Source organism: Mitsuokella sp. oral taxon 131 str. W9106 (assembly GCF_000469545.1).
Taxonomy (GTDB): domain Bacteria; phylum Bacillota; class Negativicutes; order Selenomonadales; family Selenomonadaceae; genus AWVT01.
Genome location: NZ_KI273065.1, coordinates 23,479 through 47,326 on the forward strand (window position 1 = coordinate 23,479; position 23,848 = coordinate 47,326).

The 23,848-nt window shown below is 58.3% G+C and carries 17 protein-coding genes and 1 pseudogene; 5 read left to right on the top strand and 13 right to left on the bottom strand.

The genetic code is table 11. The features are described from left to right. Positions 1–10 precede the first annotated feature (10 nt). From HMPREF1985_RS07950 to HMPREF1985_RS08005, 12 genes are all read right to left on the bottom strand, one after another. Positions 11–4,354 (bottom strand): translocation/assembly module TamB domain-containing protein, encoded by a 4,344-nt coding sequence (locus HMPREF1985_RS07950; RefSeq protein WP_021772068.1) that lies wholly within the window; start codon positions 4,352–4,354, stop codon positions 11–13. 40 nt (positions 4,355–4,394) lie between these two features. Beyond that, entirely contained in the window at positions 4,395–5,978 is a 1,584-nt protein-coding gene (locus tag HMPREF1985_RS07955; protein WP_040637477.1) for a TolC family protein, read from the bottom strand. Between the two features lie 18 nt (positions 5,979–5,996). Further along, positions 5,997–7,283 carry an MlaD family protein gene (locus HMPREF1985_RS07960; RefSeq protein ID WP_021772070.1) on the bottom strand — a complete coding sequence of 429 codons (1,287 nt, stop codon included), beginning with the start codon at positions 7,281–7,283 and terminating at the stop codon, positions 5,997–5,999. Continuing rightward, positions 7,280–8,026, bottom strand: coding sequence for an ABC transporter ATP-binding protein (locus HMPREF1985_RS07965; RefSeq protein WP_021772071.1), 747 nt, complete (start codon positions 8,024–8,026; stop codon positions 7,280–7,282). The genes HMPREF1985_RS07960 and HMPREF1985_RS07965 overlap by 4 nt, the downstream gene beginning before the upstream one ends. 10 nt (positions 8,027–8,036) lie before the next feature. Further along, on the bottom strand, positions 8,037–8,804 hold the full coding sequence (locus HMPREF1985_RS07970) for an MlaE family ABC transporter permease (protein WP_040637478.1): 768 nt from the start codon (positions 8,802–8,804) through the stop codon (positions 8,037–8,039). Between the two features lie 119 nt (positions 8,805–8,923). Continuing rightward, complete coding sequence (locus tag HMPREF1985_RS07975; protein ID WP_021772073.1) at positions 8,924–10,039, bottom strand: ABC transporter permease; 1,116 nt, start codon at positions 10,037–10,039, stop codon at positions 8,924–8,926. Further along, positions 10,036–11,163, bottom strand: a complete 1,128-nt coding sequence (locus HMPREF1985_RS07980; protein WP_040637479.1) for an ABC transporter permease — start codon at positions 11,161–11,163, stop codon at positions 10,036–10,038. The genes HMPREF1985_RS07975 and HMPREF1985_RS07980 overlap by 4 nt, the downstream gene beginning before the upstream one ends. Then, positions 11,153–12,772, bottom strand: a complete 1,620-nt coding sequence (locus HMPREF1985_RS07985) for an ATP-binding cassette domain-containing protein (protein WP_081695824.1) — start codon at positions 12,770–12,772, stop codon at positions 11,153–11,155. The genes HMPREF1985_RS07980 and HMPREF1985_RS07985 overlap by 11 nt, the downstream gene beginning before the upstream one ends. Positions 12,773–12,790: 18 nt before the next feature. Beyond that, positions 12,791–13,777 (bottom strand): efflux RND transporter periplasmic adaptor subunit, encoded by a 987-nt coding sequence (locus HMPREF1985_RS07990; protein WP_231385185.1) that lies wholly within the window; start codon positions 13,775–13,777, stop codon positions 12,791–12,793. A gap of 60 nt (positions 13,778–13,837) precedes the next feature. Beyond that, positions 13,838–14,365 (bottom strand): hypothetical protein, encoded by a 528-nt coding sequence (locus HMPREF1985_RS10850; protein ID WP_021772077.1) that lies wholly within the window; start codon positions 14,363–14,365, stop codon positions 13,838–13,840. Between the two features lie 12 nt (positions 14,366–14,377). Continuing rightward, positions 14,378–15,373 carry a flotillin-like protein FloA gene (floA, locus tag HMPREF1985_RS08000; protein ID WP_021772078.1) on the bottom strand — a complete coding sequence of 332 codons (996 nt, stop codon included), beginning with the start codon at positions 15,371–15,373 and terminating at the stop codon, positions 14,378–14,380. 80 nt (positions 15,374–15,453) lie between these two features. After that, positions 15,454–17,262 (bottom strand): M48 family metalloprotease, encoded by a 1,809-nt coding sequence (locus HMPREF1985_RS08005; RefSeq protein WP_040637481.1) that lies wholly within the window; start codon positions 17,260–17,262, stop codon positions 15,454–15,456. Between the two features lie 91 nt (positions 17,263–17,353). On the opposite strand from HMPREF1985_RS08005, the gene HMPREF1985_RS08010 reads away from it, so the two are divergent. The 5 genes and pseudogenes from HMPREF1985_RS08010 to HMPREF1985_RS11625 all read left to right on the top strand — a co-directional run bounded on the left by HMPREF1985_RS08010 (position 17,354) and on the right by HMPREF1985_RS11625 (position 21,851). Further along, on the top strand, positions 17,354–18,733 hold the full coding sequence (locus tag HMPREF1985_RS08010) for a threonine/serine exporter family protein (RefSeq protein ID WP_021772080.1): 1,380 nt from the start codon (positions 17,354–17,356) through the stop codon (positions 18,731–18,733). 169 nt (positions 18,734–18,902) lie between these two features. Continuing rightward, positions 18,903–20,447 carry an SLC13 family permease gene (locus tag HMPREF1985_RS08015; protein ID WP_021772081.1) on the top strand — a complete coding sequence of 515 codons (1,545 nt, stop codon included), beginning with the start codon at positions 18,903–18,905 and terminating at the stop codon, positions 20,445–20,447. A 91-nt stretch (positions 20,448–20,538) separates the two neighbouring features. Continuing rightward, the gene (locus HMPREF1985_RS08020; RefSeq protein WP_021772082.1) at positions 20,539–20,904 is read left to right on the top strand and encodes a heavy-metal-associated domain-containing protein; all 366 of its coding nucleotides are present in this window, start codon (positions 20,539–20,541) and stop codon (positions 20,902–20,904) included. Positions 20,905–21,327: 423 nt separating this feature from the next. After that, positions 21,328–21,378, top strand: a pseudogene (locus HMPREF1985_RS11620) (hypothetical protein); the annotation flags it as partial. A gap of 116 nt (positions 21,379–21,494) precedes the next feature. Next, positions 21,495–21,851: a transposase gene (locus tag HMPREF1985_RS11625; RefSeq protein WP_021772084.1), complete on the top strand. Its 357-nt coding sequence runs from the start codon at positions 21,495–21,497 to the stop codon at positions 21,849–21,851. Between the two features lie 77 nt (positions 21,852–21,928). Here HMPREF1985_RS11625 and HMPREF1985_RS08030 read toward each other — a convergent pair whose 3' ends face one another. Then, entirely contained in the window at positions 21,929–23,815 is a 1,887-nt protein-coding gene (locus HMPREF1985_RS08030) for a glutamate--ammonia ligase catalytic domain protein (protein WP_021772085.1), read from the bottom strand. Positions 23,816–23,848 lie beyond the last annotated feature (33 nt).

Sequence of the window (23,848 nt, forward strand, 5' to 3'; positions counted from 1 at the left end):
CCCTCCTTTTTTAAAAGCGTATGCGAGCCTCTCCGCTGATGATGTATTCCCCGCCTTCTTTGTCGAGTGATATGCCGTATCGATCATCGAGATCGTACTGCAGGCCGATGCGGCTCGTGCTCGTGCCGGAAATGCCTTGGCTGTAACGCACCATGACTTTATCGGTGATATACTTGCCCATCTCGATGTGATAGACATCGCGGTCACGATTGGATTCCGTATCCGTCTGCGAAAAGAGCGAACCATTTCCGCCTGCCACCGTGAAACGGTCAAGCCAAAGGAATTTTCGGACGGCATCCTCGACCTCGCCGAGCACGCTCATCTGAAGACCCGCGAGAAGAACGTCTTCCGCATCAAACTTCAGCTCGCCATTCGAGCCCGCATTGCGGAACGTCAAGACCTTCAGGATTTCCTCCTGGCTCATCTCGGGACTCGAAGAGAGCTTGAACTCCATCGCGTCAAGCCTTCCCTGCAGCGCAAGGAAGACCCGCATGCGGCTGAGGCGCGTATCGGCAAAGAAGGAAATGCTCGGAAGGAATGTGTCAAACTGATTGAAATACGCTGTGCCCTCGCGAACGGAAAAGACATTCTGCAAATAGGTAATCGTGCCTCCGCGCCGCGCCGCAATCGTGCCTTGCGTCTTCGGATGCTGTGTCGTACCGCCAAAATGCACCTGTCCCTTCAAGTACATATCGTAGAGATGGGGGCTGTAGGCGTGGACGCGGTCGCCTGCCTGCACGTCAAAGTCGAGTGCGAGCAGGGGGAGATCACGGTCACGGTCGGGGATCGTCGGAACGGAAATCAAGCAGTCGTGAAGATTCAGATTGCCCGACAGGAGCGGCATCTTGCGTCCGAAGACCTCCGTCTCGGATACTTTGATTTCCGCGTCGACGGGGCCGTGGAAAAAGCTGCTTTTTACATCCAGCCCGCTGGCCGTAAGCGAGCCTTCATAATGAGCCGCCTTCCGCCCTTCGAGTACGACCTTTCCGCTTCCCGCATACGATCCGTTTCCCATTTTACCCGAAAACTCGCGAACTGTCATTACGTTATCGTGAAAATCGAGCCGCATGACCATATCGGTCACGGGTGTTGCAATCGCGCGAAACTTCATCGCCCCCGCTGGAACGATGATGTGCCCATTGAAAAATGGGTGTGCGGCCGTTCCCGTGATCTCGACGTCACCGTTCGTCGCTCCCATCGCCCATTCCACCGAATCGGATACAACAGGGAGAAGCGAGAGGTCCGCCTTGTCGAGCGAGAGTTTCAGCTTGATTTGTTCGTAATCCGCGAGCTCTTCCGCATCGCCTGCCGTCAGTGCGCGCAGCGGGACGATTCCCTCGGCGCTTGCTTCGTACGGTTTCCCGCCGATTGCTTTCTGCACGCGAAGTGTATCGACGTGAATCAATCCGTTCTTGAGCGCAAGCGTGCCTTCGAGCCGATCAAATTGACCGCCTGCAAAACCGCCGTCGCATACGAAGAGGCGTATATTTGCCGAGGGATTTCCGATCGTCCCATCAAATGTCGCTGAAATATCTGCTGTCCCTGCAACCGGCGTAGCGATCCCGCCCATCTTTGCGAAGAGTCCAAGCGCGAGCGATTCCGCTTCCAAGTTCCCCTGCAAGCGTCCATCCATTCCATCCCCGACGCCTGCCGATCCCGTAACGGAAAGCATGCCGTTTTCCCCTTGCATCCCTTTTAGCGAGTCTACGTAGAGCGTGCCGTCCTCCATGTGTGCCTGAATCGAGATGTCGTGCATATCGTAGCCTGCGACCAATCCTTTTGCCACGAAAGCATTCGCCGTGAAGGCGGGGCTGTCGTACGTCCCGCCGAGCACTGCCTCGCCGGAAATGCGTCCTGTGACGAGATCGTTTCTCTGATTCAGCACCGCGCCGAGCGCCGAAAGATCGACATCGCGCACGGAAACCATTCCGTCCATCACACGGGACTCCGTATCGATCGATGCCGAGACATGGCATTTGCCCTCGCCTTGTGCAAAGCCGAAATGATCGAGACGCAGGACGCCTTCATAATACGACAGATCGCCTGCCATATCCGTTAGCTCCTGTCCGTTCAATAGGATGGATGGCGCCGTCAAATGACCGTCAAATGTAGGATCGGATACCGTACCGCCAATATGTCCGTCGAACTTGCCCTTGCCGCTGACGGGATAGGGGAACTTCGACGCGATGCGCTTCATATCAAACTCGTGAACCTGCGCGGCGACATCGAGTGCGCCCGTACGATCGACGATGCCGTTGACATCGACATCCACCCACGGCGAGAAGATATGAAAATCCTTGAGGTGCACGCGTCCGCTTTCGAGCGTGTAGTCCCCGTCCATGCCAGAGAGCAGGACGCCCTTGTAGCTGCCGCGGTAAAAGTGGATATAGCCGATCGCCTGCGGATCGTCAAGTGTTCCCGTAATGCGAATCGTGTTGTCTACGTTGCCTGTGATTGGCTCATCGGGCGCGACGAGCGCCGCAAGATCTTCGGCACGCACGCCGACCGTGTCCACGCGCAGATTCACGCGCTGCTCCCCGGCAAGACCGACGCTGCCCTCGACGTACCAACGCTGCTTGCCGTTTTGCACGAGAGAGAAGTCCTCAATCATGAGTTCGGACAGGCTGCCCGCCGCCTTGAGGCGCACATTGTCAAACGGCTGTTTGAACAGTGTGCCGTGCATTGCTGTAAATTTTAGCTCAACCTTTGGATCGCCGACTGCGCCGCGCACGGTTCCTGCAAAATCACCGAGTCCCGTCACATCGGCCTGCGGGATGATCATCTGCACCAGACTGAGGTCGGCATGTCCGCCGTAAAACGCGAGATCGACATGTTTCCCCAAGTCGACTGTCCCTTCAATTCCGAGACTCGTTCCATTCGGCAGACGAAAGCTCGCATAGTCGACGTGAAGCGCATCGCCCGAAAGATCTATCGAGGCATCTGCGCGCTCAATCGGCAACGCTTTGTACCCGCCGTTTTGCAGTTCGACGCTGCCGTACACGTTGCGCGCAGCATCGTCCATCCAAATGCCGCTCGCCCCGATGTCAAACGTCACGCGACCCGTTAGATCCATCGTTTGGGGAACAACGGAGTGAAGTGCCACGAGGTCGATGTTCTTCGCTTTCAGATGCGCGGAATACGCGAAATCCGACGCAGCAAATTCCGCTTCGCCTGCGATTTCACCGCCGAACGTCTGCGCATGCAGATCCTGCACGTAGACGTGGCCGTTCCGATAGCGCACGTTTGCCGACGCCGCCGAAAACGGGATCCCCATGAGTGTGCCGGCATCTGCTTGAGCTTTCGCATTGACCGTCGGATCGGTTGCCTTTCCCGCAACCGTGGCCGTAAAGGCGACTGTCCCCGCATAAGGAAGCTCCGTGCGAATCGCCGCAGGAGCGAATGAATCGGACGTTACCGTAAGATCGAGATCGGGTGCCCCTGCCCCCATGCGCACTTTGCCGCGCACGTCCGCCTTTTGCCCTGCCGCTTCGGCGCGGGCATTGACGCGCGCCTCGGCATCCGTGAAGAACACACTGCCGGCGATATTCTCTACTGCCGTACCGAGTACTTCGGCGCGTCCTCCATCAAAGGTTGCATCGCCCGTATAGGAAAGCACGCTGCCATAGTACTGTCCGGCAAGATGTGCCGCACCGACGTGCCCTGCTTCGACCGTCACACCATCTGGAAGGATGCCATCTGGAAGAAGTGGCAAAAAGGGAGAAAGATCCGCATCGGAAACGGCGAGATTTACGATCTGACGTTCTTTTCGATACGTGCCTGACGCAGAAATGCTTGCCCCTTCACAGGTCGCTGTGGCTTCTGCACGAAGGACGGGATAATCGGCGCAGTCCGCCGAACCGGTTACGTCGTGCAATACGATTTCCTTGTCGCCCACACGAACGGCAACATGCGCATCTTCGAGATGAACCCTGCCGTGGAATGGCATCGTTTCTCCTTTATCCGAAGCGAGGTCGGATACATTCCAGCTTCCGTCCTCGCGCTTTTCCAGCGTGACTGCAGCGCCCGTCAGCGTAATATCTTTGACGGCATCTGCCGGTACGGAAAGCGATGTGAGCGAAGAAAGCAGGCGAAAACTCACCCGCGCAGAATCGGCGTGGACGATGGGTTTCGCCTGCTTGTCGTAAATCGTGATATCATGAATCATGAGGCCGCGAAAACCGTCTACTTCCACTGCGCCTACCTGCGTCATAACGCCAAGCGCAGAGGACATCGTCTCGCCTGCCACTTCCCCCGCGTGCTCCATGAAGGATGCCGTGCGGATGTAGGCCCAGCCGCCAAAGACGGCCAGCACGACGGACACAAGGATAAAAATCCCGATTGCCTTTCGTTTCATGCCGGCCTCCTTCTATCCTGCAAAAGATCCCCATAAACGGTTACTTTTCCATATCACGCGCAACGGAATTCGCGGTGGCAGTCTGTTTTTCCGGCACATGCTTTTCTGCTGCAGCCGACGGTTTCTCCACATGTTCCGTCTTCTTCTGCACGGCCGGCGCTCCCGCCCGCTTCGTGCTGTCGGCGAGATGTTTTGCGTCAAACACGGCGTCATCGTGCAGTTTCGCTGCCTCGCGTGCCTGCGGCGCCGTCTTGCCTTCCTGCTCGGCCTCCGTGTACTTGACGACGTCGAGGTCGATAGGCAGCCCCATCGCCTTGTCAAGCGATGCCTTGCTCGTATTGTAGCCGTAGAGCGCCGTGTAGTAATTCGTCCGTGCAGCCGTCAGTTTCTCCTCGGCATCCATGACGTCGAGATTCGTGCCGACCCCAGCACTGTAGCGAACCTGTGCGATCTTGTAGTCTTCCTCTGCGCGCGTGACAGCCGTCGAAGTCGTTTGGATGTTCTTCTCTGCCGCCTGCAGATTGAGGTATGCCGTGCGCACGTCGAGCTGGATCGCTTCGTCCGTCTGCGCCGCGGTCTCCTTTGCTTTTAGGAGCGAGGCCTCTGCCGCGCGCACGCTCGCACGCGTCACGCCGTTGTCGAATACATTCCATGAAGCGGACACTCCTGCGCTCCAACTATCGCTGCTGTCATGATCCGTGCCGAACGGATCCTCGCCCGCAATCGTCCGCGAGACAGCGGCGTTCACCGTTGGCTGATAGCCGGCGCGCGCCGTTTTGACACTCGCCTCTTCCTGCTTGACCCGATAGCGGGCTGCCGCACCGTCCGCACGGTGGGAAAGCGCATAATTCGTGCAGTCCGTGAGATCGAGGTCGTACTTCTGATAGCTCAGCCGATCACGGATGTCAAGCACCGTGTCCGTCGGCAGGCCGATCACGTTATTGAGTGTTGCCATCGCGATCTGGTAGTTGTTCTGCGCCGTGACAAGCGACTGCTGTGCATTTGCGAGCTGCACCTGCGAAGCGAGCACGTCCGACTTTGCGACCGTGCCGACACGGTACTGTGCGTTGACGTTGCTGAGGTGCTCCTGCAGCGTGTTTACAGCGTCCTGCTGCACGTCGATGAGGTTGCGGCACTGAAGGATCTGATAGTAGTCTGCCGTCGTCTGCAAGCGAACGGACTGCTTCGTCTCTTCAAGCGCGAGATCGGCGCTGTTCAGCCCGTAGCGCGCCTGCTCGATCTGACCGTTCGCCGCACCGTTGTAGAGCGGCATGCCGACCTGTGCCGTATTGCTCCACGTCCAATCGTATGCAGGGCCACGGCCTGCTGCATGCGCTGCGTGTGCGGAATCCAATGACTTGCCACCGATGCGGGCTGCCGTCGTATCCCATGTGAGCTTCGGCCCCATCGTGCGGCGCGCGCCCGAAAGCGACCATGCCGCCGCATCGACATTCGTAAGCGACTGATGGATCGCGCGGTTATTCATGAGCGCCATCTGCACGGCGTCCTGAAGCCCGATCTGCATCGACTGTTCCGCGAATGCCGTACCGAAAAGCGAAGCGGAAAAAAGCCCTGCCGCGACGAGAGAAGCGAGTTTTTTATGAACATGCGTCTTCTGTTTCAATGTAAAGTCCCCCTCCAATCAAAATGCTTGGCGAACGCCGAAATACGCGGCGCGGTTCTTGCTGTCATTGACGTGATCCCACTCGCCGACCAGCCATGTGTCACCGCTGCCGAGCCGATACTCGGAGCGGAGGCGCACCGCCATGTCGTCGAAATCGTAGGCATCCGCCGAGAAGCGGAATCGGTCGCCGCTATAGACATCAAGCCCTGCGCCGACATCGCCTGCGACGACGCCTGCGCGCGCGCCGATTCTGCCGCGCCGCATGCCGAGCTGCACATTGCCGCGGTCGCCGTCGCCGATATCTTCAAGGCCAAGGCGCAGGAACTTCCCGCCCTCTGCCTCGACATCCATATTGAAATTCGTTCTCCAGTCATGCGCACTGCCGCTGTAGAGCATGTCCGCCGACGGCTTTACCTCGATTGCATCGAGTTCGTCCATCATGCCTTTTGCCCGCCCTGTCATTACGCGCGCGTTTTGAATCGTCTGCTGAAGATCCTTTGCCGTCTTTGGATCGCCGAATGTCTGATCCATATTCTCTGCCATATGTGCAATGCGTTCGCTCGCATCCTTGACGTTTGCGAGCGTCGCACGGAGATTCTCGGCAGTCCGCGGATCGGCACCGACCGTCTTCAGGTTCGCCATCATCGCCTCGACATCGTTCATCGTGCGATTCATGCTCGCCGTCGCCGCATTCAGATTCTGGAGCATCTGCGAAACGTTGCCCTGATTCATCCGCACGGTCTGCTCCATCGCCGCGACGAGACTGGAAAGATGCGCCGTCGTCTCACGCACGTTCGCTGCCATTTGGAGGACATCCTTTTGGAAATCGGCGTTGCCTACGATCTCATTCATCGATTCGAGGATCGTCTGAACCCTGTCGAGCGACCTGGATATGCCTTCGAACACGTTGTCCATCCCCGCTTCGTCCTCGCCGATCAAGTAATCCCCGTCGCCGAGGTATATGCCATTATCCTTTGCCGGCGTAATATTGATGAACTTATCGCCCATGACGCCTGTCGATCCGATCGCGACATGCGAGCCCTTCGGAATCTTCGTATCGCCCTGAATCGAAAGCGTCACCATGACGCCGCCCCCCTCGTTCTTGATCGCCTTGACCGCACCGACAGGCACGCCGGATAGGCGGACGACAGACTGAGGCGTAACGCCGATGACTTCGTGAAAGCCTGCGTAGAGTGTATAGCCACTCGTGCGACCGAGCGAAAATCCGCTGAGGAGTACGGCAGCTGCTCCAAATAAAAAGATTCCGACTAACGTAAATGCGCCAACCTTTGCCTCTGTCGTCATGGTTTCGCCTCCTTTGCCGTGCGAAGCGCATGAAAAAACGCCTGCACGCGCGCATCCTTGCTTTCCTTGAACCGCCCGACCGTATCGACCGCGATCATGTACCCATCGCAGAGCATGGCGATCCGATCCGCGATGCGGCATGCACTCGCCATATCGTGCGTGACGACAACGCTCGTCACGCCGAGTGCCTTCTGCGTATTGACGATGAGCTCATCGATCTTTTCCGTCATCAATGGATCGAGCCCTGAGCTCGGCTCGTCGTAAAATATGATAGACGGCTCAAACGCGATCGCCCGCGCCAGACTCACACGCTTCTTCATGCCGCCCGAAAGTTCGCTCGGCATCATGTCCTCCACGCCTCCGAGCCCGACGAGGTGCAGCTTCTCACGCACGATGGCGGCGATCTCCAACTCGCTTTTCTTCGTGTGTTCGCGAAGACCGAATGCGACGTTGTCGCCGACTGTCATCGAGTCGAAGAGCGCCGAATACTGAAAGACCATGCCCATGCGCAGGCGCACGCGGTCAAGTTCCTCCTCCGTCATCGGCACGGTGTCGGCTCCATCGATAAGGATCTTGCCGCCCGTCGGCTTGATCAGCCCGATCATGAGACGCAGGAGCGTGCTCTTCCCAGATCCCGATCCTCCGATGATCACGAGTGTCTCTCCTGCCTTGATCGTGAGATCAATGCCTTTTAGGACTTCCTTCTCGCCAAAAGACTTGCGAATCCCTACCAGTTTTATCATGCTGCATCCTTTAATAGAGCAAGAATGTCAAGACGGCATTCAAGATGAAAATGACGATAATCGAGGCGACGACCGTCTTCGTCGTCGCGCGTCCGACGCCCTCTGCCCCAGCGGGACAGGAAAGCCCGTAGTAGCAGCCGAGCACAGCGATGACATTGCCGAAGAAAATTGCCTTGAACACCCCACCCGTCAAATCAAACAGCACGGCAAACGTCTTGATCGAGTCGACGAATGCATAGGAACTGATCCCCGAATAGAAGACGGCGACACACCATCCGCCGAACACGCCGATCACATCGCCGAACACCGTCAGGATCGGCACGACCATCATGCAGGCGAGCATGCGTGGAACGATGAGGTAGTTGACCGGGTTTACCGCCATGACGCGAAGTGCATCGATTTGTTCCGTGACCTTCATTGTCGAAATCTCAGCCGTGATCGCCGCACCGACGCGTCCTGCGCAGACGACGCCGACAAGCACGGGACCAAGCTCGCGCCCGATCGCGATCACGATGATGCCGCCGACTGTATTCTGCGCGCCGAACCGGATGAGCACATCCGCCGTCTGAAGCGTGAATACCACGCCCGTAAAAAGGAGCGTGAGGCTCACGATGAGCAGGGAATCCACGCCGAGATGCGACATCTGCGTAAGAATATGGCGGACGCGAAGGCGCTGGCGCAGTGCGCGCAACGTCTGGGCGTAGAGCAGGATGATCGTGCCGAATTCCGTGAGACGGCGCAGCACAAACGCACCAATCCATTCCAGTAAGTGGAGCATCCGCCGCCTCCTCATCCGTTCCATCCGCAATAGTACATCTTCATTTACTATTTTCTTAGTTTACTATTTTCCTAAAATTTTTTCAACCGAATTATTTTCCGTCTTATTTTCCGTCCGCCTCAGACCGTTTTATGGCGAAAGAGCCAGCCAGCAAGCGGCAGTGTCGCCGCAGCAATCGCGAGCATGGCAAAAAGATCTTGCGCAACATCAAAAAGCCCTGCCCCTTCGAGGTAGATACGCCGAATCGCATCGACGGCAAAACGCATGGGATCCAAGAAGGTCAAGGCCTGAAGTGCGTCCGGCATATTGTGTACGGGCGTCGCGATGCCCGACAGCATGACCATCGGCATCAGGATGACGAAGCAGTAAACGAGCACCTGCTGCATATTGCGCGAAATGGAGGAAATCGAGAGGCCGATCCCCGTCGAACTCAGCGCAAAGACGAAAATTGTCAGCAGGATCGAGAGAATGCTCCCGGCAAACGGCACGCCGAACCAAAAAAATGCGATGGAAAACAGCACCATGCTCTGCCAAAGACCGATGAGAATCGGTGCCATCGCCTTTCCGATGAGGATTTCGACCCACGAGAGCGGCGTCACGAGAAGCTGGTCAAACGTCCCCTCCTCACGCTCCTTCGCAATCGAAAGCCCCGCGATCGAAACGACCTGCACGAAAGAAATCATCGCAATCAGCCCCGCGAGAAAATTCCAGCGCGTCGTCTGGTTCGGATTGTACCAAGTGCGGGTCTCCACCGTAACGGCAGGGCGCGCGCCGCGCGCCTCATTCCACGCGGCGGCAATCGTCGCGGCATAGCCTGTCGCGAGCCCCGCAATCGCACTGTTGCGCCCATCGGCAAGGACCTGCACATCAGCCACGCCGCCACGCGCGAGCTGCCGCTCAAAGTCCGGCGGAATGACGACGGCGAGCAAAATGTCCTCCGCATCAATGAGCGGGGCTATCTCGGACACATTCGCGGGCGAGGCCACGCGCAGGAACGTGCCTGCGCCGTCCAGCCGCGCGAGGAAGTCGCGCGAGGCGGCGCTTCCGGAGAGATCGACAGCAGCATACGGCACGCGGTCGAGATTGTAGTTCGCCGCATAGCCGAAGAGAAAGCCTTGCAGGAGCGGTGCGAGCAGAAGCAGTGCCTTCAGACGCGGGTCGCGAAGCGTTGCGATGAGTTCCTTGCGGCACAGGACGCGCAGGTTTCGGAAGAAAAGGCGAGCCGCTCCCATCATGCCACCTTCTTTCGCGTCAAATGCAGGGCAAGGGCCGCGAAACCTGCCGCAAAGGCGGCGAGCACAAGCCCGTTTCGCGCAATGAGCGGCCAATAGTCACCCGATAGAAAGAGCGACTTCATGAGCTGCAGGTAGTACGTCGTCGGAAAGAGGCGGCTGATCACCCGAATCGCAAGCGGCTCGGAGTGGAGGTCAAAGAGATAGCCCGACAGCATGACCGACGGAAGGAAGCTCACAAGCGAGGAAATTTGGCACGCGACATACTGGTTTTTCGTCACGGCAGAAATCACCAGTCCGAGCGAAAGCGCGACGACGATGTAGAGCATGGAGACGAGGAGGATCAGCGCCATCGAGCCGCGCATGGGGAGCGCGTAGAGGAAATGCCCTGCCATCAGGCAGAGAAACATGCCAAGCATCGCGGTCACGAAGTAGGGGAGCACCTTTCCAAGAATGATTTCGTAAATTCGGACGGGCGTCACGAAAAGCGACTCGAACGTCCCGCGCTCCCACTCGCGCGCCATGACGACCGAGGTCAGGAAGACACCGCTCATCGTGAGGACGAGCATGAGGATGCCCGGCACGTAGAACCACGTGCTCGTATTCGCATCGTTGAACCAGATGCGCCCCTCCACCTGTACCGCGCCATTCGGCATCGCCGCTAAGCGGTGCTGCCCTGCGGCATACGTCAGCACAGCCGCCTCGACGTAGCGCGAGACAGACATCGCCGTCGTCGCCTCGACGCCGTTTAGGATGAGCTGCACCTTTGCCTCGCCGCGCGCGAGCTCGGCCGAAAAATCCGGTGGGACGCAGAAAATCGCATCGGCCTCATGCCGCAAAAGCAGCGCCTCCGCCTCCTCCATCGAACGGACGTAGCGCGGGGAAAAATACACCGAGCCATCCAAAAAGCGCGCTGCCTCACGCGCCGACGGCGCATCGTCTTCAAGCACGACGGCTGTCGGCACATCGCGCACATCGAGCGACATGCCGAACCCGATGAGCAGGACGAGCACGAGCGGCAGGACGACGCCCATCAGAATCGTGCTGCGATCGCGCACGAGCTGCAGGAACTCCTTTTTCGTCAATGCGCCGAGACGGCGCAGCGACGCCCTTGCATCACGTCCCATGCTCATTTTCCCCCTTTGTCCCCTGTGCCTTCGCGCCCCTTGCCCGCTCGACAATCGCGATAAAGATTGCGTTCATGTCCGCGTCCGCCATCCCCATCTCGCGGCGAATCGCGGCGGGGCTGCCGAGCACGAGCATCTCGCCATGATCCTGAATCATGAAGCGGTCGCAGTGCTCCGCCTCCTCCATGAAATGCGTCGTGATGACAATGGTCGTGCCGCCTGCCGCAAACCGCCGAATCTGCTGCCAAAACGTGCGCCTCGCTAGCGGGTCGATCCCGCTCGTCGGCTCATCGAGGAAGAGGATGCGCGGCTCGTGCAGCATTGCCGCCGCCATCGAAAGCCGCTGCTTGTAGCCGCCGGGGAGACTGCCTGCCGCATCGCCGAGGCGCGCGCCGAGCTCGAACTCGTCCGCGACGGCTTTGATGCGCGCTGCGAGATGCGCCCCGCAAAGGCCGTAGATCCCGCCGAAAAACGCGAGGTTTTCGCGGGCGGTCAGATCCTTGTAGAGCGAAAACTTCTGCGCGACGTAGCCGATCGACCGGCGTGCCTCCCGCCGCGCGCGCCGAAGATCCACGCCCGCCACGCGCAGCGTCCCAGAAGTCGCGGGCAAAAGGCCGCAGAGCATCCGAAACGTCGTCGTCTTGCCTGCGCCATTTGGGCCGAGCAGCCCGAACACCTCGCCGCGATGCACCGAAAAAGACGTGTGTGAGACCGCCGTAAAGCGACCGAAGCGCTTCACGAGATCACGCACTTCGATTTCGACTGGCGCGCGCGAAGCCGCCTCTGCCTTTCGTCGTGACGAGGAGGAATCCGGCGAGGCAGCCGCCTCGCCGCGCTTTTCGGCAGCAGAGGCAAGGAGTGCGAGAAAGCCTCCCTCCACGCTGCCGGCGCGCGCGCCGAGTTCCACCGGCGTTCCGGCAAAGAGCATTTCGCCGCGATCCAGCACATAGACCGTGTCGCAGCGCGCAGCCTCATCCATATAGGCGGTGCTGACGAACGTCGAGATATGCTCCTCCTCTGCCATCTGCCGCAGGATCTCCCATAGCTCGCGCCGCGATAGCGGGTCAACGCCGACTGTCGGCTCATCGAGGAGCAGGAGTTTCGGCGAGCGCACGAGCGTACAGGCAAGTCCGAGCTTCTGCTTCATGCCGCCCGAGAGCTTTCCCGCGAGCCGCCCAGCAAACGCACCCAGCCCCGTCATCGCAAGCAGCTTTTGGAAGCGCGCCTTTCGCGCCTCTTGCACCACGCCGTGCAAGTCGGCGTAGAGCGCCAAATTCTCGGTGACCGTCAGATCCTCGTACAGCCCAAACTTCTGCGGCATGTAGCTGAGGCGCGACTGCACCTCCTGCACCGTGCGCTCCCCAGCCGCTAGGTCAAGCCCCGTCACGCGAAGCTGCCCTGCCGTCGGCGACGAAAGGCCGGCGACGAGCCGCATGAGCGTCGTCTTCCCTGCGCCGTCCGGGCCAACGAGTGCTGTGAGCGTCCCTGCCCGCACGATAAAATCCACGCCCTTCAGCGCATGGACGGCAGGCCGCCCCTTTCGCGCAAACACCTTCCGAAGTCCTTGCCCCCAAACGGCAGTCGCTCGTTCCGCATCGCTTTGCCTCATTCCCATGGCACACCTCAGTCAAATTCGAACCGTTGCAGGCATCCCGAGGCGCAGGATATTGTCCGCATCGGACACATAGACGCGCACCTCGTAGACAAGTGCCGTGCGAAGCTCCTCCGTCTGCACCGTCTTCGGCGTGAACTCCGCCGTCTCCGCGATGTAGCCGACCTGTCCCTCAAGCGGCGCGTCCGGGCGGCTGTCGATGTAAACGCGCGCCGCCTGTCCCTCATGGATGCGTCCGAGATCGGACTCGCGGACGTAGACGCGCACCCATTTCTTATCCAAAAGCGACAGCTTGAATACGGGAGCGGCAGGGCCCGCCATATCGCCCGCCTCCAGCAGGCGCGAGCGGATGACACCCGCCTGTGGTGCCTTCAGCTCGTACTCCGTGAGCAGGTACGCTTCGCGCGCAAGCTCGTCTTGGAGCGCCTGCAGATCCGCCTCGCTCGCCGCAATGTCCTCCTGGCGCGCGCCGCTCACGGCCTCAGAAAGCCGCTCCTCCGCCGCGCTCGCCTCCGCATCTCGTGCCTCCGCCTCATGGCGTGCGCCCGCAAGATCCTGCTCGCTGATGCCCTCGACGCTGTCATAAATCGCCTGCTTGCGCGCATAGACGCCTGCCGCATTCGCTGCCGCCGCCCGCGCCGCGCGCACGTTTGCCTCGGCCTGCCGCACCTCCTCGACACGCGTGCCGTTTTGTAGTTTCGCGAGCGCGCTTTCACGGGCGCGAATCTCCGAACGCGTCTTCTGCATGGTGAGCGAAAGTTCCCGCGAATCGAGCCGCGCGAGTACCTGCCCCGCCTCGACCGTATCGCCCGCCTCGACAAGGATCTCTTTGATGCGGTCGCTTTGGCGAAAGGCCAGCGATACCTCGCGCACGTCCACATTGCCCATGAGCGTCAGCTCCTGTGCGGCAGCCGCCTCCCGCGCGGCATTGGCTCGCCAGTAGAATATACCGCCCGCCAGAAAGGCAAGCAATACAAGGACGGCCACCATCTTCTTCTGCATGATACGCACCTCCTCGCCGATTGACAAAAGCCTCCCCAACAAACGTGGCGAGGCTTTCTCTTACCTTCTCCGCAGCGCTTTCGGGTTTCCGAGTATCTCCGCGAGCACGACGGCCTGCTGCATGCTTGCCGGCGTAAGCGTCGGTATTAGCGACTGCGTCCGCACCTCTGCTTCTCGCACAGCAGGACTCACGGCGGCGCGTTCCTCCATAAGGCACGTCGCTTCCCGTCTCCGAGACGCTTCTCGCTGCCTGCGGCGAATCACTTCGCGCGGCCTGCGGCGCAGTGCATCGCGCTGCTCGCTTTGATACGCTCCGGATCCTGCTGCAATCGATGCGTCCGCCTCACGGCAAACGTTGCCGCCCTTCTCCCGCACAGGGGGCGCGCCCCTTAGCTCCGGTATTTCAAACGCGATAGGCGATGAACCGGCTCCGCGCCCATCCTGCTGCCATGGCTTCGGCACAGAGGGCGGAAGCCTCATCTGCGGCAAGCGCTTTCGCACGCTGCCACGCGGTCTCTTCCTGCCACCGAACTTGTCCGATACGATGGCAATGATGACGAAGATCAGGATCAGCCATACAAAGCTCATGACGATCCCTCCTCACTTCACGGGTTTCGTAGGCTGCAAATTATTGCCGCCCGACGTGCTGATCGCGTTTCGCATGTCGGTGTCCGCCTGCACGTTGTTGAGGTTGTAGTAGTCCATGACGCCGAGCTTGCCCTCGCGGAGCGCCGCCGCCATCGCGTGCGGGACCTCCGCCTGCGCCTCGACGACCTTCGCCTCCATCTCCTGCGTGTAGGCCTTCATCTCCTGCTCCTTTGCGACGGCCATCGCGCGGCGCTCCTCCGCCTTTGCCTGCGCGATGCGCTTGTCCGCTTCCGCCTGGTCTGTCTGCAGCTCCGCGCCGATGTTGCGCCCGACATCGACGTCTGCAATATCAATCGAGAGAATCTCAAACGCCGTCCCCGCGTCCAGCCCCTTGCCGAGGACCGTCTTGGAGATATCGTCCGGGTTCGCGAGCACATCATTGTGGCTCTCCGACGAGCCGACCGTCGTGACAATGCCCTCGCCGACACGCGCGATGATCGTCGGCTCTCCTGCGCCGCCGACGAGGCGGTCGATGTTCGCACGAACCGTCACGCGCGCCTTGATTTTGAGCTCGATGCCGTTCTTCGCGACAGCGGAGACGATCGGCGTCTCGATGACCTTCGGATTGACGCTCATCTGCACGGCCTCCAGGACATCGCGCCCCGCAAGGTCGATTGCCGCCGAACGCTCGAACGGCAAGGGAATCTGCGCGCGGTGCGCGGCGATAAGCGCATCGACGACCTTGTCCACGTTGCCGCCTGCGAGGTAATGCGCCTCGAGCTGGTTGACGCTGACGTCAAGCCCCGCCTTGTTCGCCTTGATGAGCGGCAGGATGATGCGGCTCGGCACGACGCGCCGCATCCGCATCCCGACGAGCGTCACGATGCCCACATGGACATTCGCCGCGAGCGCCGAGACCCAAAGTCCGATCGGCACAAAATTCAAAAATAAAAACACCGCCGCGATGATGAGGACGAGAAAAAAACCCGATCCGATCAGTGATACCATAATGATGCCTCCTTCTGTTCAATAACCATATCATATTAATGCATTCCATATTTACAGCAATTTTCCTGTTTACACGCACATTAAATTGTCTTCTCACTCGTTTTGTTTGTCTTTTTATACTCTTCCTGCCGCTTCCTCTCCTTCTCTTCCCGAGGCTTCTCGTAAATTTCACGGCAGTCTTTCGGCGAAATGGTTTTCAAGTATTCTTCCGGAATCCGGCGCACGCCGTCGCGGCGGAGTGCGTAAAAATCCCTGTAGGCGGCAAGCGCCGCGTCCTTGTTCCCCATTTCATCGTAGATCTGTGCGCTCATGAGCGGCGCGTATGGATTTTTTGCATCGATCGCCTTGGCTGCCGCGCAGTCGGCGAGCGCCTCCGTCAGCTCGCCGCGCATGTGGCGGACGTCGGCGCGGTTCAGAAAGTTATCGGCGTTTTTCGCATCCATGGCACATGCCTTGTCCGCATCTATAAGCGCCCCGTCGTAGTCACCCGCGACGGCCTTGGCGCGGCCGCGTATCGCGTAGCTCTCCGCTTCGTCCCCCATGTGTTTCGCGGCAAAGACGCGCTCCATCTGAATGAGCGCCTTGTCTCCCATGCCGTAGTCGCTGTAGGTATCCGCCGCATCGCGCATCTTCTTGATGACCTTCGCATTCGCCTCAAGCGCCGTCTGCCTTGCCGCCGCCATCGCCTCTTGCCGCAATGCTTCCGCTTCCTTCATCTTCGTACGCGCACCGCTCGCCTCCTCTGCCGCATAGGCATCTGCGACGAGCGCATAAAGCCTTGCGCTTGTCTTCGCATCGTCGGCAAACTCGTGCAAGGCGCGGTTGACGCGGCTCGCATCGAGAAAATCGCAGCCGCCATCCGAGCGTTCCGCAAAGCCCCATGCCGCAAGGTCATCCTTTTCGTGGAATGCCTTCGCGAGCGCGCCGGCAACGTAGTACGCGTTTTCAACTGTATTGTCGTAATCGTCGCGCGTCCACGTGACGGTGAGCAATTCCTTGCCGTCGATGCAGACATGCTTTCGGTCCTTGACGGTCACGTGGCCGGCGCTCCAGTCTGTCATGAGACCGGCGAGCCTCTTTTCGCGCAGCTCCGTCTCGGGGTGGTCGGAAAAATCGTCCTTGCCCTTCTCATCGGGATCTTGGTACTCGAGGACATTCTGCGTCTCATACGTGAGGTAATACGCCATACGCGCCATGGCCGCCGCTCCGCCTCCGGGATTGAATCCCGCGCGTGCCATGATGTAGAAGCCGCCTTCGTCAGCCGCATACTCCGTCGGCAGAGTCACATTTTTCGCGATGGAGTAATTTGCGAGTGCATTGAGCGTGTTCCAATCCGTAAGCCCCGCATCGATATTGAGGAAGCTCATGCCGAAATACTGCGCGACGGCCTTTGCGTAATTTTTCGCGCTGTGCTGCTCGATGCCGTGCGTCATCTCATGCGCGAGGACGGCGGCGAGCTCGTCCTCGTCGGCATGAAGCCCGCGCACGAGCCCGCGGTTGATGCTGATGTAGTCCGTCGGATAGCAGCAGGCATTGAAGTCCGCATTGTCCGTGACATGCCAGATGAACGGAAGCGAGTTCGTCTTAAGCACGTAACCGCCGTGCTCCGTGAGACCTTGCATGACCGCGTTGACAATGCGGACATCGTTTTCATTGGGATCGAGCCCGTTCTTTTCCACATCCTGCGCCATGCTCGCAATCTGTGCGGCAGGATCTGCTCCCATCGAAAGGATGCTCGCGAGCGTCGATCGGTAGGCGGCAAGCACGCCGAGCGACTGCGCCGCAATCGTCCACACATCGACGGCTTCCGCGCGCGCAGCAGGGAAAAAAACGCTGCCCGCACAGAACAGCGCAGCGAGCACTGCCGCCTTCCAGTTTTTTTGGTTCATATCGGATTCCTCTAAATGGATTCTTTGTTGTATAATATATAATATTATACCGAACCGTACAAAAATACCACCAATAGGAGAAAACAGCCTCATGGAGAAACGAGAATCCACCGAAATCACCGCATCACACCATCCAAACGACCCAAACGACCAAAACGACGGATCTGCGCTCATTAAGCCATTTGCGCAGATCCAGGCAAAGCTTCGCCTGCTGCTCCTCACGGGCCAGCTCCTCATGGAAAACGGCGCAGATACCGACCGCACCAGCCGCGACATGATGCGCACGGCTGCCTACATGGGGATCCCAAAGGACGAAATCCACCTGCACGTCATGTATACGACGCTCATGCTCAACATCAACGATGAGACGCACAGCTATACGGAATTCCGCAAGTGCACGCGCCATGTCGTCAACATGACGACGCTCTCCGCCGTCAGCAAGCTCTCCTGGCGCGCGCTGCGCGAGAACTATACCCTTGACTCGTTTGCGCAGGCACTCGAAGGAATCGCCGTATGCGCGCGCGCCTATTCCTTCCCGATCATGGCGCTTGGCGCAGGTGCGGCATGCGGCGGCTTCTGCAAGCTCTTTGGGGGAAGCTGGCTCGACTTCTTCCTGACTGCCGTCTGCGCGATATTCGGCTTCTACGTGCGCCGCGCCTGCACGAACTACGGCTTCAATCCCTATGCCGTCATTGCCATCACATCGTTTGCCGCAACGTGGCTCGCCTACTGCACGCACTTCGTTACGGGCACGATGAACTGGTACCCGATGATTTCGTGCACGCTCTTTCTCGTGCCCGGCGTGCCGATCATCAATGCCGTAGATGATTTCCTAAACAATTTCATTGTCTCCGGCATGACACGCGCCCTGCACACGCTGCTCGTCACAGGCAGCATGACGTTCGGCATCGTCATCGCCGTCTGGCTAGGAAACGTTGAGGACTTTACAACGGTCAGCCTGCAGCCCGACAATATCTACTTTTCCCAGGCCATCGCGGCAGCGATTGCCTCCGTCGGCTTCTCGCTCATCTTCAACGTGCCAAAACGCCTGCTCCCCGTCATTGCCGCCGGCGGCATCATCACGGTGCTCATCCGCAATGTCGCCGTGCTGCAGTTCGGCATGCCGCAGGCCGCCGGCTCATTTCTCGGCGCGGCCGTCGTAGGGCTTTTGGCGCTTCGCGCCATCCACATTTTTCATACGCCGAACATCGTGCTGACGATTCCCTCCGCGATCCCGATGATCCCAGGCGTCCTGCTCTTCCGCCTGCTCTTCGCGCTCATGAACATCCGCACGATTGACAGCGCGGCGCTGCTCGCCGGCCTTCGGAGCGGCGTCGAGGCGATCACCATCATCATCGCGATTGCGGTCGGCGTCGCCATCCCGAACATCTTCATCCATCGCTACATCGAACGCAATAAGCAGCAGATGATCAACGGCCTGCTCGCAAGACGCTACGAAAACGAAGGATGAACCCCGTCCGTCAAAACGAGCCTTTTCCATGCAAGCGATAGCTAAATAGAATCGTTTTTATGCGGTTTGCCTATTGCAAAAGTTTTGATTCTTCTTTATTCTATGTACGTGGATATCGTTATTCTTTTCATTCATTTATGTCAACATTACTTTTTAGGAGGCGATTGCTATGGACAAAATGAGCAAGGAAGCACTCGCGGTCAAAAGAGCCGAACAAGCATTTGACCGCAAACGGCGCACCATTGGTCTATTCGGCGGGCCAATTCTCGCGATCCTCGTCTTTTTGACATCGATCAACGGACTCACACTTGAGGCGCATAAGCTTCTCGCCATCATGGTGCTCGTCGCAATTTGGTGGATCACGGAGCCTGTTCCCATCCCCGTCACTTCGCTGATCGGGCCAACGCTCGCCGTTGTGACGGGTGTCGTACCTGCAAATGCAGCATTCGCCGCATTTGCCAATCCGATGATTTTCCTCTTCATGGGCGGCTTCATCCTCGCAAAGGCCATGATGACACACGGACTCGACAAACGATTTGCTTACTGGCTGCTCTCACGTTCATGGGTTGGATCGAATCCAAAGCGCATCTTCCTCGCCGTCGGTCTCGCCGCAGCACTCTGCTCCGGCTGGGTCAGCAATACGGCAACAGCCGCGATGATGTTCCCGATCTGCCTTGGCCTTTTGACATCCATCAAAGAAATGTTTGCAGCAAACGGTCGCGAAATCGACCTGCACGAGTATAAGTACGCAACGGGTCTCATGCTCATGACGGCGTATGCCTGCTCGATCGGCGGCGTCCTGACACCGATCGGCACGCCACCAAACCTCATCATGCTCGGCTTCCTCGATCAGATGTGCGATATTCACATCTCGTTCTTCGAGTGGATGACGTGGGGTGTCATCGCGATGATCGTCTACTTCATCATCGCCTACATCGCACTCTACCGCATGTTCCCGGCAGACGTCGAACGAATCGACGGCGCAGAGGACTTCATCCGCACGAAGATCCATGAGCTCGGCGGATGGACACGCGCACAGAAGAACACGACGATCGCGTTCCTCATCGCCGTCGTCCTTTGGATCACGCCCGGCTTCCTCTCCATCGCACTCGGCAGCACTTCACCGGTGCTCAAGATGTACTCGCGCCTCTTCCCGGAGGCAGTCGCCGCAATGCTCGGCGCGCTCATCCTCTTTCTCCTGCCGATCAACTTCAAGGAGCGTAAGTTCACGCTCGCTTGGAAGGACGCCATGGCAGGCATTGAGTGGGGCACGCTCATCCTCTTCGGCGGCGGTCTCGCGATGGGCGGCATGATGTACAAGACGGGTCTTTCAAAATGGGTCGGCGACGCAATCGTCGGCACGATGGGCGGCGAGCCCTCGATGGTCGCCATGGTCGCGATCTTCTCCGTCATGGCACTCCTGCTCTCCGAGCTCACGAGCCACACAGCCGCGACGAATATGATCGGTCCTCTCGCCATCACGGCGGCAGTCTCTGCCGGCATGAGCCCCGTCCCCGTTGCAGTCGGTATTGCGCTTTCCGCATCGCTCGGCTTCATGCTCCCGGTCTCGACACCGCCGAACGCGATCGTCTACGCGTCTGGTTACATTCCCATCACGAAAATGATCCATACGGGCGTCATCATCGACGTGCTCGGCATCGCCTGCGTCACGATCCCGCTCGTCCTCTACTTCGTCACTTGGGTCGTTGGATAGCAAATGAGAATCTGTCTTGACACATATCCCTCCATCGTATATAACTAAGGAGACGGGCTTGCTCGCAAAATGAATCGTTGGAGGGATTTCCATGATAGCTACCATAATCGTCGGTCTTGTCGTGCTCGCCGCACTCTTCTTCGCCCTGAAAGGCGTCTTAAAGCATTGGCGCGGAGAAAGTTCATGCTGCGGCGGTGACGGGATCGCCGCACCGCCGAAAAAGAAACTCGACGCCCCCATCCTCGGCCACAAGATCATCACAATCGAGGGTATGACGTGCGGCAACTGCAAGATCCGCGTCGAGCAAGCGCTGGACGAGATCAATGGTGCGGCAGCGACGGTCAACCTGCACCGCAATACCGCCGACCTCGCCATGACGCGCACCGTCGAAGACGGCGAGATCCGCAGGGCGCTCGCCGGAAGCGGATACCGTATTATCAAAATCGAAACCGCATAATACACAGAATCCGCCATCTCTATTTTGATGGCGGATTTTTCTCGCTCAATTTTAATCTTTTTTGTCAGATTGTCTATACGGATGAATTTTTTTATGATAAGATTAGATTGTTTTCCCATTGAACTAAGGAAACGCTGATAAATTCTTTCGTTGCGTGTTTTTGCCTCCGAAAGATTACAATAAAGGGAAGAAGCAGCGCGATGAGGGAGAGAAAAAATGATGCAACAAACCTTTACAGACATGGAATACGCAAACCGCAAGAGAACAACACGACGGGAAGCCTTTCTGGAAGCTCCTTTTTGGAAACTATGGAATCCATCGTTCCTTGGAACGAATGGATGAAACTTATTGCGCCGTTCTATGTCCAGAAAGGGCACGGCAGGGAACGGGATTCCACTGGAAACCATGCTGCGGATGCACCTCATGCAGAACTGGTTCGGTCTTTTTGGCGAGGGCATCGAGGAGGCCATTTACGACAGCTACGCCATGAAACGCTTTCTGAAGATTGACTGTTCCACAGAACAGACACCCGACATCGCCTGCAAGATTTTCGATGGTGTGAACAGCGGCTGGATGCTCCAAGACTCATCATGCACGGCGGGACGATTGTTGACGCAACGATCATCCATGCACCGAGTTCAACCAAGGACGCGACGGAGCCCCGCGATCCCGGGATGCACTCCACCAAGAAGGGAAATCCGTGGTTCTTCGGCATGAAGATCCATTCCGGCGCGGATGCCGGGACCGGCTATGTCCATACGATTGCCGCAGCAGCTGCCAACGTGCACGACATTGCGAGGGCTCATGCACGGATCCGCAAAGATGATCCTATTGTCTATAGTGATTTGGGCTATCTCGGCGTGGAAAAGCGCACGGAAATCCGAGAGAGCCCCACTCTTTCAGACGTGGACTATCGCATTGCCCAAAGCTCTCGCAGAACCGCATGACAAAAGATTCCAGCAGATTGTCCAGCAAAGAGGATCCTTTCCTTGCATGGTGGCCTCTTGGTCAGCCGATCTACGGCTCAAATCATGTTCTTGACGTACGAATCGTAGTGCGCTTTGAGTTCCTCGACCTTGTCATTCATCTCGACCTGCAGGCCGGATGCCGTCGCGTAATCCCCGTCGTTTAGGGCGTGGATGAGCAGCGTGAACAGCGACTTCTCATCAATGCTGTCCTTTGCGAGATAGCTGCGAAGGTTATTGATCTTGTTCCAGTTGTAGGAGTCGAGATCCGTGACGTAGTCCGATTTGATTTCTTTTGCATTGCGCACGATATTGCGCATTTCCGGAATGATGCGGGCGATGAGCTCCGTCTTCCAGCGAAGCAGCGCACCCGAACAGAATGCATCGATGATCTGCTCGCGCAGTGCGCCACCAGCCGTGAGGACCGCGAGTTTGTCGGGATGATTCTCGAAGTTCTGCATGTTCTCCCAAACCGTTGCAGGCGGTGCGCTGAAGATACGGTTGCGCTCCTCTTCCGTATAGTCTTCGAATACGTCATCCTCACTGCGGTACGCACGATCCCTCTCAAGGTAGAACCCCGTCTCGCCCGCTTCCTTCGAGAGCTCCGCGAGGCATTCCGCCGTCGTATGTGTCACGCACGCTTCGATGCCATCGAGACATGCCGAGTAGATCGCGGCCAGGACGAGGTACGTATTCGTGTACGGGTTGCAGGCCCGAAGCTCAAAACGCGTCGCATACGGATTGCCGAGGTCGCGGATGAGACCGGCGAGAATCGTGCGGTTGCGCGACGGAATCTCCGGCGTATGCCCCAGCGAGGTGACGACGCAGACCGGTGCCTCAAAGCCTGGCTTCAAGCGGTTCAGCGAATCGTTCGTCGCGGAAACAAACGGATTGATGACTTCGTAATTCTTCAAAAGACCCATGAGCGCGCCATAGCCGACTGCACTCATGAAATCCTTCTTCTGATCGTCTGCCGTGAAGAGATTGTGCAGCTTGCCATCCTTCGTGACGGCCGCCATTCCGATATGCGTATGTTCGCCGTTTCCTGCAAGCCCGATCATCGGCTTTGCCTTGAAGTTGACTTCCAATCCAATCGTGCGGAAGACTTCCTTGACGATCGTGCGGACGAAAAGCTCATTGTCTGCTGCCTGCAGCGCATCGGCAAAACGCCAGTCGATCTCAAGCTGCTCGCATACGTGCGTCATCTGGCCGCTCTCGTCGATCTGCGCCTTGAGCCCGCCGACTTCCTTATGTCCCATCTCGACCTTGAAACCATATCGATCGAGTACCGTAAGGCACTGCTCCAGTGCCGTGCGGACAATGCCGTGCGTGCGCTCCCAGTACTGCTCGGAGAGCACCTGGGAGGCGGACATCTCTTCGATTGCCGCCTCCTCGAGCGGCGTCTTGACCCAAAACTCCAGCTCCGTCGCGGAAGTGAACTGGATGTCCGTGATGTCGTTGCCGTTCACGCTGCCAATGCCTGCAACCTGCGGATGCTTCTTGAAAAGCGCGAGGAGTTCTTTCCTGACGTATACGAGTGTATCGGCGAGTACGGCACGCGAGTCAACGCGCTTGCCCTCGTGGATGAGGAACGAAGGGATCCGAAGCGTTCCAACGGGTTTTTCCATCGTCTCATCGAAATTTTCCATGTTGTAATCGACGAACCAATTGACGGACGGATCGATCGGCATGTCGACCTTTGCATTGTTGAGCGTTGCAATGCCCGTGAGAACGACAGACGAACCATCGGTCTGAACAGCCGTGCCTGCGTAGAATTCATCAATGTCTTTCAAGAAGATGCGGACAGGGATTTTTTCATCCGTGTCGTTGCCCGCCATATCGATGCCGACGAGGGAGACAAACTGAATCTCAGGATGCTCCTGCAGGGATTGCAAAATATCCTCTTTGTTGGAATTGGCAGGAATTACATATAGAAGCTCGTTCATTTTATACTCCCTTTCAAACAAAACAACGCGCAG